Raw genomic sequence first — 13666 nt, 5'->3', positions numbered from 1 at the left:
ACTGATCATGCAAAATATTAAATCAATATTGGCATTGGCACTTTTGATGTTTATACATCAATCTCCAATTCAGGCACAGACATATTCTGCAAAATATGAGAAGCCATTAAGCACCGTAATGAACGGTTTGGAAAAACGCTTTAAGGTCAAGTTTAAATATAATGTAGACACAACCGGTTTGAAATTGACTTATGCCGATTTCAGAGTGCGTGCTTATTCATTGGAAGAGTCGTTGAGAAATATTCTCGCTCAGTTTGATTTCAATTATTGGAAGCAGTCGGATAATATATATAAGATAAAACCTTATGAGTATCCGCGTCGTCATGTGCAGGAGGGTGAACTGATGTTGAAGTATCTCAGTGGCATGTATTCAAATCGAGAACAGTTTGAAATGCGTCGTGACAGCGTGCGTCGTGAGGTAAGAAAACTACTGGAGATAGATAAATACAAAGACAGTCTTGTGCACCATAAGGCTATACTCGGTAAGATCATAAAGAATGACGGATATACAGTACAAAACATCTGTATAGAAACTTTGCCAGGCGAACATCTGTTTGGAACTATATATAGTCCGGCTACAAAGGGAAAACATCCACTTATCATCTGCCCAGACGGACATTTTAATGGTGGTCGTTATCGCAAAGATGAACAGCAACGCCTTGGCACTCTTGCCAGAATGGGTGCAATATGTGTGGACTTTGACCTATATGGATGGGGAGAAAGCGAAATAGAATATGGTAAAGATAGCCACCAGACAGATCGTGCCCATGTGATACAGGCTTTGAATGCGGAAGTATTGCTTGATTATATGTGGAATAACAGAAAAGATATAGACAAAAAACGTATCGGTGTAAACGGTGGTAGTGGTGGAGGTACTCATACAATTCTGCTTACAGTTCTTGATAATCGCATTACGGCTGCTGCCCCTACGGTTAATCTAGCTAGTCATTTCGACGGAGGATGTCCTTGTGAAAGCGGTAAACCTGTCCAATTGGCAGGCGGTGGCACATGCAATCCTGAACTAATATCATTCTTTGCACCACGTTCTTTGCTTATTGTCAGTGACGGTGGCGACTGGACATCAAGCGTGCCAGAATTGGAGTTCCCGTTCCTGAAACGTATATATGGCTTTTATGGTGCTGAAGATAAATTGACAAATGTGCATCTGCCAAATGAACGACACGATTTTGGAATCAACAAGCGTCAAGCCAATTATGATTTCTTTATAAAGGTGTTTAATCTTGACAAGACAAAACTTGACGAAAGCAAGGTGAAGATATTGGAACCTTCAGCCTTGCAAAGTCATATCAACGGAAAGTAATTTCTATCCTTGATATTTGCTTGGTACGATGCCGTATCTAGCCTTGAAGCATTTGTTGAAATAGGAAGAATCCAGAATGCCGACCTTATAACTGATTTCTGATATCGTGTACTTTCCTTCAAGAATAAGCTTTGCGGCATATTCCATACGCTCGTTTATCAGATATCTGTTTGGCGACACGCCATATACTTCTTTCATCTTTCCATAGAACTTAGTTCGTCCCATGCACATGATCTGTGCAAGTCTGTCGACGTTGAAATCTGCATCACCGATATGTTGACTGATGATTGAAGCCACCTGTTGACGGAAAATCTTATCAGCCTTATTGGTTAGTATAGGTGTGTCGGCTACAACAGTATTGTTTTCGGCAGGCGTACTTTCTACTTCGCCACTTGCTGTATTCCACTTTATTAGTTGAATCATACGTGCGATAAGAAGATTGAAATTGCAAGGTTTTATCATATAGTCGTCAGCTCCGGCTTGATATCCTTTTATCTGATGATTTTCATCGTCAAGGGCTGTAAGCATTATCACTGGTGTATGCTTGAATTCATTGTGCTCCTTGAGTTTCTTTACAATTTCGTATCCGTTCATGTCTGGCAACATGATGTCGCATAATATAAGGTCTGGATGTTCTTTTATGGCACCTTCATATCCAGCTTTTCCGTTACAGAAGCCAATGGCGTTGAAATAAATACCGACTTCTCCCTTTATCTGTTCCATCATGTCGGGATCATCCTCTATAATTACAATCTTTTGATTGTTCAGAGCTTCGGGAGCCATTTCTTTTATTAACTGAGCACTTCGCTCGTTGTCTTTGTCGTCAGTGTTTATCGCAGTGTCTGCGCAATAGTCTTCTGGCTGGAAAATGTCTTCGTCTGTAGGAAGAGTTATTGTAAACAGAGAACCGCCTTTCGGTGAAGTTGACTTATATGTAAGATCTCCATAATGCTGTTGTGCCATCATGTGGGCTGTATATAGTCCGATACCCATTCCACCTTTTGATACATATCCGTGCATAAATGGTTCGAATAGTGTTGCTTGCTGTTCTGGACTTATGCCCACTCCGTTGTCTTCAACCTCAATAAATAGTTTGTCATTTTCTTCATCGTGCCTTACACGTACTTGGACATTTCCGTTTTCTGCTGTATATTTCACGGCATTTGACAGCAGATTATAAACCATCGTCTCAACTATCTGATGGTCAAAGAGCATTTCATAGCTTTTTTTGAAAGGAAGGAAACTGTAACTTATATCCTTCTGGTTTGCTACGCTCCATAAATCTTGGTATATCTCATGTATGAAAGCAATGATATCATCTTTTTCGACATTAAGTTTTACGTTTCCGGTATCAATCTTTCTGAATTCCATGAATTGATTTACCAATCTCAACAGCCTATGAGTGCCTCGTTTCGCAGTCTGGATATTACTTCTTGTAGGCACACCAGGTTGTGCAAGTTTATCAATGGCATTCTGTATGATAGCCAAAGGAGTGCGGAACTCATGAGTTATGTGGGTGAAGAAGTTAATTCTGAAATCAGCCAGTTCCTTCTCAACTCGCATCTGTTGACTAAGTTTTAGTCTTTCTTTAGCATTTCTATAGAAAGCATATCCTGCTATGAATATTATTGACAGATAGATGATCCAAGCTAACCACGTGTTATACCAAGGTTGGTTAATGACGATAACAAGTTGTGTTTCGCTACCCCATACATTTTTAGCCAATGCCTTTATATGGAATACGTATTTACCTGGTGAAAGATTAGAGTATTCCACATGCGAATCACTTGTGGCACGTCTCCAAGTCTTATCCAATCCTTCAAGATAGTATTGGTATAACTGCGATTCTATATCCTGATAGGCAAAGTTTGAAAAATATAATGTGAGTGAGTTCTGTGTATGTTCAAGTGTCATGCAACCTGTATCGTCAAGCTTCGAGTTCAAGTCATTAGCCGAGTCTAGTCCGTCGTAGATAGAATTACCGTTTACATGAATGTCACTTATATACACCTTGGATGCAGATTCATTATCTTTGACATGTCTTTCATTTGCAGGATTTAGAACAACCAATCCGTAACAGGTTCCGAAAGCAATATTACCATTACTTAGCACCATTGCACTGTTATCGGCACAGCTGTTGCTTTGTACGTTGTTGGTAAGAATATACTTCCTCACGTAGTTGTCTCTTGTATCTACTCTTGATAATCCTTCATCTGTTCCTGCCCAGATATAGCCGAAACGGTCTTTTACTAATGAACGTACGTTGTTGTTTGACAGTCCTTCCGTCTTAGAAATCATCCTGAATGTCATTCTGTGTGGTCCTTTTGAAAAGTCGCATCTCACTAAGCCGCCACCTACAGTTCCAGCCCAAACAACATTGTTGCGGTCTGGTAGAATACAGTTAACCTCATCAACGGGGAATTTGCCGTTTATAACGTTGTATGCATAAAAGTCATTATTGCTGATGTTTCGCTTGTTGATATTTGCATAATACAGTCCGTTGAATGTAGCTATATACATTTTGCCCTGAGGCGTAATTTTCATATCGTGGATTCGGTTCTCATTGAATTCTCCAGTGAGTAAGTTTTTTGCATTAAGAATTCCGGTATTGCTATATCTTGTCATATAAATACCATATCCCCAACTGCCAATCCATATTCTGCCATATTTGTCTTCTTCTATACTAAAGAAATCATTCGCGTCAACATGTTCGCCATCTGCTCGCAAAATCATTTTCTTTCCGTTCAGATAAATGCCGTCACCACGAGTGGCAAGCCATTCGTTACCCTTAGAATCAATCAGATAATCGTATATGCCGGCTTTCATCTTATGCTTGAAAGAGAAAGTCTTTGTCTTTTCATTAAAGGTGTATAGATTATTACACATGGTAGAGACGATTACATTTCCGCCCTTTCCCATGAAAATATTTTTCATGTAGTTTGTCCAGTCACCTTTTTGCTTATAGTCAATCATGTAATAGGCAGCATTATTGTCAGCAGGAGTTATTCTGCTCAATCCAGCATTTTCCGCACTAATCCAGATGCAGTCGGTATTGTCGATCATAATGTCCAAAAGGAAATTGGAATGTATTATAGGGTTTTTGTCTTCGGCAGTGAAACGCTGCATTTCGCCTGTCGCATAGTTATAGGTGAATAATCCTCCACCGTATGTTGCTATATAGAATAAACCGCTTTTAGCTCTGACAATTTTGAATATACCGTTTTTCTCGTTAGTAGTTTGAAGGTTTGGTATCATCCTCAACATTCTGAAATCTCCCTTTGGTGGAAAAATCCAGAGGTTACCGCTCTTGTTTCCTACAAATTGATAGCCGTCAATATATCCCTGTTGTGCTCCGGCAGGTACTTGCAGATTACTGTCTTTCTCAAACATTCCTGCCTTTATGTCAAGAGAGTAGGTTGCATCATTGGTGAACATAATCCATTTCCCATGCCATACGATAGAACCTTTGATAGCTCCTATTCGCCCCATTACGGAAGCCAATACGCATTTGTTGATAAGTTTACCGTTAGAGTTGAATATGTAGGCAGTTTGGTTTTTTTTCGAAAACACTAATATCTTATCTTTATATGTGGTGCATCCCAAAAACTCAATATTACCTTCTAATGTTCGTGCTTGTCCATTAGGTGTGATGTTAACCATACCCTTAGTTGATGCAGCCCATATTGCATGCTTGTTGTCTTCGCAAAGTTCTCTAATGTCGTCGCTATTAATTTCATGATTTTCTGCAGAGTAGTCTGTTACAGAAAATTTTCCATTATAGCATGTAATGTGTCTTATTCCGGAAGTGTTATTAAACATCCATGTATCACTTCCATAGTGTCTTATCTTGCGATATGGACGTTCTGTATCTCCAATACCAGTATAGTCAACAAACTTGTTTTGTTTCAAATCAAAACAAGCGTGTATATATGTTGATGTTCCAACCCATAGCAGGTTGTTTTTTTTGTCTATGTATAATTGTCCTATGTGCTGGGTAAGACTTTTATATCCGTTTTTGCCAAATCCGTTGAAGTTTACGAATCTATAACCGTCATATCTTGTAAGTCCGCTTGTTCCACCAACCCAGATGAAACCATAAGGGTCTTGCAGCATCGCCTTTATTGTATTGCCAGGCAATCCGTTTGTCGTGGAGATACTCTTTGCTTTGTATCTGTTTTCGGTATTCTCAGCATTCGCATTTGTTAATAGTCCAGGTAGGCATAAGAATGTTAAACTAGCTAATAGTTTTGCTATCATAATGTTTTATTGTCTAGTATTGTAGTTGGGTACAAAAATACTAAAAAAAAACGGAAACTGTACAAAAATACCGATAATTGAATTATATTGCATTTCATAAACCAATTAATATTGTTTACTTTGCACTTAACAATCAAATAACAAATTACTGATGAAACCTTTTTTAAACCGGGTATTAACGTTAACTGTGATAATTATCTCATGCTGCGATGTCTTGTCTGCTCGTGAGAAATTTAATTTCAATGAAGGTTGGCTGTTAAAGTTAGGGGATGCCAAAGGCTCTGAACTTGTTGGAGCTGATGATAGTCGTTGGGCATCTGTATCTCTTCCTCGTGCTTGGAATGAAGACGAGGCATTTCGCTTGGCATGCCATGATCTTTCTGATTCCGTGGTATGGTATCGCAAGCATTTTAATCTTGATAACATAAGCCGTCGCAAGTTCTTTATTGAATTTGAAGGTGTGAAATGGGCTGCCGATGTTTATCTTAATGGTCATAAATTGGGCATATCAGAGAATGGTGTAATGGCTTTTGGCTTTGACCTTTCTCCTTATGTGAAGTCGGGTGAGAATGTTCTTGCAGTTCGTGTAGACAACAGTTGGAACTATCGTGAACGTGCAACAAATCAACGCTACCAATGGAATGATAAGAATTTCAATGCCAATTATGGCGGTATACCTAAGAATGTATTTCTTTATTCTTCGGACTTACTTTATCAGACACTGCCTTTATACAGTAATCTGAATACTATCGGCACTTACATATATGGTTCTGATTACGATATTGCGGGACATAAGGTGAAAGTGAATGTAGAAAGTCAGGTTCGCAATGACGATAATGTTCCACGCTCGTTTCGTTTCTTAGCAAATGTGCTTGACCGTGAAGGAAACCAAGTGGGAAATTTCGAAGGTGAACGCTATACTTTGCAACCTGGAGAAACTCGCATCGTGAAGGTTAGTGGAAATATCAGCAATGCTCATTTCTGGAGTTGGGGATATGGCTATCTTTATACTGTAAATAGTCTGTTGAAGTCGGACGACGGAAGCAAGATTGATGATGTGGTAACACGCACTGGATTTCGCAAGACACGTTTTGCCGAGGGAAAAATATGGCTTAACGATCGTGTGATATCAATGCATGGTTATGCTCAGCGCACAAGTAATGAATGGCCTGGAGTAGGAATGAGTGTGCCAGCATGGCTTAGCGATTATAGCAATAAACTGCAAGTAGAGAGTGGTGGAAACCTTGTTCGTTGGATGCATGTAACACCTTGGAAACAGGATATTGAAAGTTGTGACCGTGTAGGATTGATTGAGTCTATGCCAGCCGGAGATGCAGAACATGATGTTACGGGCAGAAGATGGGAACAGCGTAGCATGCTCATGCGCGATGCTATCATATATAATCGTAATAATCCAAGCATCCTTTTTTATGAAGGAGGTAATGAAAGCATAAGTCGTGAACACATGATTGAGTTGAAAGCTATTCGTGACGAGTATGATCCTTATGGCGGTCGTGCTATGGGTAGCCGTGAAATGCTGGATATTGATGAGGCTGAGTATGGCGGTGAAATGCTATATGTAAACAAGAGTCGCAAGCATCCTATGTGGATGATGGAATATTATCGCGACGAGGGATTGCGCAAGTATTGGGATGAATACAGCTATCCTTATCACAAGGAGGGAGATGGTCCGCTTTATCGCAACTCTCCAGCCCCTGACTATAATCACAATATGGATATGTTTGCCGTAGGACAGGTGAAGTCTTGGTATGATTATTATCTTGAACGCCCTGGAACTGGCAGTCGTGTAAATGCAGGTGGAGCGAAGATAGTATTCTCTGATACCAATACTCATTGGCGTGGAGAGGCAAATTTCCGCACAAGTGGTGTCACTGATGCGATGCGTATACCTAAAGATGCATTTTATGCAATGCAAGTGATGTGGGATGGATGGGTTAATCCTGAAAAAGACCATACTTATATTGTTGGACATTGGAATTATAATGCTGGTACTGTTAAGCCTGTTTATGTTGTCAGCAATGGCGCAAAGGTAGACTTGATTTTGAATGGTAGAAAAATAGGAACAGGAACAAATAGTTATCGCTATCTGTTTACCTTTGATAAGGTAGCTTATGAATCAGGAAAACTTGAGGCTATAAGCTATGATTCTAATGGACATGAATTATCAAGATACTCTATTGAAACAGCGGGAAAGCCGCATCATCTTAAACTTACGACGATAAAGAATCCATTGGGCTTCAAAGCTGATGGTGCTGATATGGCTCTTATTCAGGTTGAGGTTGTGGATAGTATTGGCAGACGTTGCCCACTTGACAATAGAATGATTCATTGGAATCAATATGGTGAAGGTGAATGGATTGGCGGTATTGCAACTTCTACAAAGGATGGTAACTATATACATCAGATAAATCTTCCTCTTGAATGTGGCGTGGAACGCATACTTGTACGCAGTACTGTCAATGCTGGTAACATTTATTTATGTGTTGGAGCAAATGGATTGCCTATGGTAAGCGATACTTTGAAGACTCTTCCTGTTGATAATATGAATGGTTTGAGTAAGTATATGCCTTCGTTGATGTTAAGTGGACATCTTGATCGTGGCGAAACTCCACAGACTCCTTCATATAAAGATTTAAAGAAGGAAATAGATATCGTCTCAGCCAATGCCGGAAGTAATTCCGACAGCGTGAAAAAGAGTTTTGATGATAACGAACTTTCTGAATGGAGCAGTGACGGAACGCGTGAGAATGCTTGGGTCACTTATAACTTTGCTAATAAAGTTGCTATTGATGAAATAACAATAAAACTTACTGGTTGGCGCAGCAAGTGCTATCCACTGGCTGTATACGAAGGTAATAAAAAGGTATGGCAGGGTAGTACATACGCTACACTGGGATATGTACATATAAACATTCCACGTCCTCAGAAAAGCAGTAATATAACGATTAAAATGCTTGGTTCTGCTATAGACAGTTCTCAATATGGAGAGATTAAGGAACTTGCTGGAGGAAAGACAAATGAACTTGACTTCGCTTCATCAAAGAAAGACGATGTAAAACTGAGAATCGTGGAAGTTGATTTTCTGCAGTCAATAAAATAGTATAAATAAATTTATGTATATTTGCAAAAGTATTATTAATCGAACAAACAAATATAAATCAATGAATGTAGTAAAGAGTATAAGAAAGACTGTGCTTGTGGTGGTTTTGGGTATGCTTGCCGGAAATGCGATGGCTGACAAATGGCCTGATGGTTCGCAAATGGATAAATGGTTTAGTGACACTACTCATGTTGATGTAGCCAAACTTGGCAAACAGTATGTTATTACTGATTACGGAGTTGCTAATGACAGTAATGTTGTTCAGACAGAAGCAATACAAAAGGTAATAGATCTAGCTGCCTCTAATGGTGGTGGAGTTATCGTAATACCACAAGGTACGTTTCTTAGCGGTTCGCTTTTTTTTAAACCAAATACGCATCTTCATGTAAACGGTGTCTTGAAAGGTTCTGACCGCATAGCCGACTTTAGTATCGTTAATACTCGTATTGAAGGCGAGACTTGCAGATATTTTGCTGCGTTGGTAAATGCTGACGGTGTTGATGGATTTACAATAACTGGACACGGAACAATAAACGGAAATGGATATAACTATTGGCGTGAATTCTGGATCAGACGTGAATGGAACCGTCAATGCACGAATAAGGATGCACAGCGTCCACGACTCACATATATCTCTAATTGCAAGAATGTAACTGTTCAGGATGTGAGATTGATAAACAGTCCATTTTGGACAAATCATGTTTATAAAAGCAGTCACGTACGCTACTTAAATTGTTATATATTTGCTCCTACAACTGGAGTGAAAGCTCCTAGCAGCGATGCGATAGATATAGATGCATGTACAGATCTAATTGTAAACGGATGCTATATGAACGTTAATGATGATGCTGTTGTGCTGAAAGGTGGAAAGGGTACTTTCGCTGATAAAGACTCTACTAACGGACCTTGTGAGCGTATCTTAATACAAAATTGTCGTTACGGAACTGTTCATGGTTGTCTTACACTTGGTTCTGAGAGCGTGAACGATCGCAACATCATCTTGCGCAACTGCATCGCTGATAATGCTAATCGTGTGTTATGGCTTAAAATGCGTCCTGATACCCCACAGCATTATGAATATGTAACAGTAGATAACGTGAGTGGAAACGTAGGTAGCTATATTGTTGTTCGTCCTTGGTCTCAATTCTTCAATCCACAGAAGCGTGATGATATGCCGTTGTCGGAATGTAATAACATCACTATTCGCAACGTAAAAGCCAATTGCCATAACTTCTTTGATATTGGCACAAGTGACAAGTATCATCTGTTGTCATTCTCTTTTGTAAATGTGAATGTTACAGATGAGGCTAATGAATTTTCAAAAAGCTTAATTGATAACACATTTGTGAAGAATGTAGTTATTAACGGCAAGAAAATAAAATAAACCTGCTACGTGAGTTTGATAATTATGAGTATTTTTGATGCTATGATAATATACATAGACAAGCAATAAAAACTCAAATTTAATTATACTTTCATTGTGATGAAGGCAGAGGTAACGCTCATCATGATTTTAATCATGATTCTGGTTATCTCTGCCTAAAGCGTTTTTAGATGCTATGATACTGTTATGAGTAGAGATCTAATCCTATGTTTAGTTAAATATATTTGGAATTATCAATATTAGTCAATATATATTTAATTAAATTATTTTTTAAAACATAAAAAAGAGATGTCTTAAATAATTACTATCTTTGCGTCAAGATACTTAACAATAAGTATCAAACTTCGGATAGGAAACAGTGGAGCCAACTACTGTAATAAAATGAGGCACTAAAAAAACAAAATATGAAAGACGTAAAACTATTTGGGTTATTATTTATGACTATCTATGTTATCAACTCTGTACAAGGCAATAGGAGTACATTGATGTTGCCTTCCTAGATGGACTAGTGATGTTATACAGAAGCATCTCAAATATATACTGGGTATGGACGGGAAAGCATACGATAAAAAATAAACTCTGTACATAATACGGTGATATTTATGACAAGATAGCCATAATAGATAATGAAAAGCAAAACATTCTTTATACTTATTCTCATCCTGTTTCCTTTGATGATATGGGCTTCTGCAGATATAAAAAAAGAGAATACTCGCAGGGTAAACTTCTACGGACAGGTGAAAGATGGCTTCACTGGTGCCGATCTTCCAGCTAAGATAACCTTGATGAAAGGTGACTCCACGGTTGTAGATACAATGACCGCCAAGTTCGCAACAAAATATGACGCAGCTGGATACTTTTTTGCTAATAAACCTGTTGAAAAAGGTCGTTACATTATGAAAGCTGAAATTGATGGATATGATCTTGCCTATGTGGAAAAGAATATTCGATTCATCGGACGTAATGTTGGTTTCGAATTCCCAATTATAACCATGCACCGACGCATAGATTCTTACACACATGAACTTGGAGAGGTGAAGGTTACTGGCACAATGGTTAAACTTGTTCATAAAGGTGATACGTTGGTCTACAATGCGAGGGCTTTCAAAGTACCAGATGGAAGTATGCTTGATGCTCTCGTTCGTCAACTGCCTGGAGCAGAACTTCGCTCCAATGGTGATATACTAATCAATGGGCGGAAGATAGACAATTTAACGCTCAATGGCGATGACTTCTTTCGTGGCAGTAACAGCGTAATGCTCAATAATCTGCCTTACTTCACAGTTAATCAGATTAAGGTGTATAATAAGCAGACAGAGCGCAGCCGCAAGGTTGGGCATAATGTAGAGCCACGTGAATACATCATGGACGTAGTTCTAAAGCGTGATTACAACCGTGGGTATCTAGCTAGTATGATGCTTGGAGGTGGCAATCGCGAACGTTATACTGGACAAACCTTTTTGCTCGGTTATGGAGACTTAACGCGTATAGCACTCTATGGTAACATGAATAATCTGAATCAGAATCCAAAACCTGGTGATAAGGGTGAGTGGACACCCGATGATATGGGCGATGGTGTCAGTAGTGTGAAGAAAGTTGGTGTCAGTATCACGACAAAAAACAAGAACGAAAGTTTCAAGAATGAACTGACTTCGGAATTTACCCAGCAACAGAATCATAGCTTGATGGATACTTATACTCAGCAGTATGTCAATGCTGGAGATGTGTTTTCAAGAACGTTTGACGATATGACGACAAAGAATATGAGATGGAATTTCTCTAACAAAATGGAACTAGGAAAAGCCCTTACTTGGAATTTGAACACCGATTATCAGCGCAAAAACACAGACGAGATGATGCGTGATTCTAGCTATACTCTCGAAGAGCGTATCAATATGTCAGCGAAGAGTATATGGCAAAGAAACCATACTTTCAGTATCTCTTCTGGAATGAACTATTCTTTCAAGCTTCCTTGGGGGGATATTATGGAATTCAACCTGAATGGAAAGTATGGCACACAGCGCTTTCGCGACGATACGCACAGGACCACTGATTACGTGAATACTGGAACCCAAAGTTTACAATACCTCACAGGCAACAATCCTGGACAGAATTATAGTTTTAGCGGGGCAATGAATTATCAAATCAGCTTTTTGCAAAACTGGGCACTCATGCCATCTATAAGTTATAATCAGAGTTATAACAAAAAAGGTTCGGAATTTTTCTCGAATGAGACTCTACATCCTTCTAGTTATCGAAGTGGAGTGATGACTCACAGTAGTGGCGCCGGACTGGCACTCATCTATAACCATAACGGTGCCGAAGGCTTCACCGTTGGTCGGATGCAGATGAATATGACTCAACAACAAGATCGGTTAGGGATTACTACTCCACAAGATTACAATATATACAGACGTACCAGTTGGCTGTCATCGGTAAACATGGATTTTGCTTTCCAGAATAGCGTTAACTCTCTTATTGTTAACTATCAGCTTTCTTCCTCAGCACCCCAAATGGGGCTAATGTATGGTCCTGTGAATACCTTCGATCCTCTGCTGACCATCTATCGCAACACCGATTTACATAATATAGTAACAAATAACCTGAATGCTGATTATACACATTCTCTGGCTTGGCATGGTCTGGACCTTACAGCATCAGCCTCTTGGAAAGCTACGCACGGCATGGTGGGATACATGAAGGCATACGATACCACCACAGGACACTTTGAATACCGTCCCGGTAGCGTAAACGGTAACTGGAACACGGATATGGGCTTTAGTGCTAATATGAATATCGATAAAAAAGGACTCTTTCGACTCTATGGAGTGTCACAGTTGCTTTACAATCATAATGTAGACTTTGATATATCTACCTCCGGTCTCACCGACAAACTTAGCAAAGTGAACACCTTTGCCAGCAAGCAAATGCTTAAGATAACCTACAGTAAGTCTGATTTTCAAGTAGGATTGCAGGGTACACTTTTTGGTCGGCATGTTACTGGCACTCGAAGTAACTTTACTTCTTTCAACTGTTACGACAATGAAGTTGGCTTAAACTTCCAGATGCCCTTACTTGTAAAGTTTTCCTTTGCATCCGATCTTACTCTTTTCAGTAGAAGTGGATATCAGGTATCAAGCATGAATCAAAACAACCTCGTTTGGAATGCTAGTCTCTCTCATTCCTTTGCCAAGGGAGCCTTCACTGCTTCAATGGAAGCCTACGACATACTACATCAACTTTCGAATAACAGAATATCAGTGAATGCTCAGGCCCGAACAGAGGTACATGTCAATACTATCCCTAGCTATATCATGCTTCGTTTGCAATATCATTTTAATATATTACCAAAGAAACATTGATAAGCTAATTAAGTAGCGTGAGTTCTATGAATTTATAACAATGTTAATTGCTTGTCTACGTATATTATATTATCATTACATCAAAAAACTTGCAGAAATCATCTGCAAATACAAAATATTTCCGTAACTTTGTGCTCAGTGATTATAGCGTTTGTTGTTTGTAATCTATTAATTTTCAATACATTGAAGTTACAACAATTTATGCCAATTACTTTAACACT

5 protein-coding genes are annotated in these 13666 nt (G+C 39.1%); 4 read left to right on the top strand and 1 reads right to left on the bottom strand.

Annotated features, from left to right (window positions below):
- Positions 1-7 precede the first annotated feature (7 nt).
- Positions 8-1321, top strand: a complete 1314-nt coding sequence (locus HEQ28_RS08610; protein ID WP_434501852.1) for an alpha/beta hydrolase family protein — start codon at positions 8-10, stop codon at positions 1319-1321.
- Between the two features lie 3 nt (positions 1322-1324).
- Here HEQ28_RS08610 and HEQ28_RS08605 read toward each other — a convergent pair whose 3' ends face one another.
- Positions 1325-5578, bottom strand: coding sequence for a two-component regulator propeller domain-containing protein (locus tag HEQ28_RS08605; protein ID WP_434501851.1), 4254 nt, complete (start codon positions 5576-5578; stop codon positions 1325-1327).
- Between the two features lie 151 nt (positions 5579-5729).
- On the opposite strand from HEQ28_RS08605, the gene HEQ28_RS08600 reads away from it, so the two are divergent.
- The 3 genes from HEQ28_RS08600 to HEQ28_RS08590 all read left to right on the top strand — a co-directional run bounded on the left by HEQ28_RS08600 (position 5730) and on the right by HEQ28_RS08590 (position 13445).
- Complete coding sequence (locus HEQ28_RS08600) at positions 5730-8699, top strand: glycoside hydrolase family 2 protein (protein WP_434501850.1); 2970 nt, start codon at positions 5730-5732, stop codon at positions 8697-8699.
- Between the two features lie 112 nt (positions 8700-8811).
- Positions 8812-10083 (top strand): rhamnogalacturonidase, encoded by a 1272-nt coding sequence (locus tag HEQ28_RS08595; RefSeq protein ID WP_434504444.1) that lies wholly within the window; start codon positions 8812-8814, stop codon positions 10081-10083.
- 626 nt (positions 10084-10709) lie between these two features.
- Positions 10710-13445, top strand: a complete 2736-nt coding sequence (locus HEQ28_RS08590) for a hypothetical protein (RefSeq protein WP_434501849.1) — start codon at positions 10710-10712, stop codon at positions 13443-13445.
- Positions 13446-13666 lie beyond the last annotated feature (221 nt).

It is taken from the genome of Prevotella sp., assembly GCF_051059605.1.
Lineage (GTDB): Bacteria > Bacteroidota > Bacteroidia > Bacteroidales > Bacteroidaceae > Prevotella.
This window is presented reverse-complemented; position numbering and strand designations above follow the sequence as displayed.

Coding starts and splice junctions, on each gene's coding strand:
- HEQ28_RS08610 (WP_434501852.1), top strand. CDS start 8: ATGCAAAATATTAAATCAATATTGGCATTGGCACTTTTGATGTTTATA.
- HEQ28_RS08605 (WP_434501851.1), bottom strand. CDS start 5,578: ATGATAGCAAAACTATTAGCTAGTTTAACATTCTTATGCCTACCTGGA.
- HEQ28_RS08600 (WP_434501850.1), top strand. CDS start 5,730: ATGAAACCTTTTTTAAACCGGGTATTAACGTTAACTGTGATAATTATC.
- HEQ28_RS08595 (WP_434504444.1), top strand. CDS start 8,812: ATGCTTGCCGGAAATGCGATGGCTGACAAATGGCCTGATGGTTCGCAA.
- HEQ28_RS08590 (WP_434501849.1), top strand. CDS start 10,710: ATGAAAAGCAAAACATTCTTTATACTTATTCTCATCCTGTTTCCTTTG.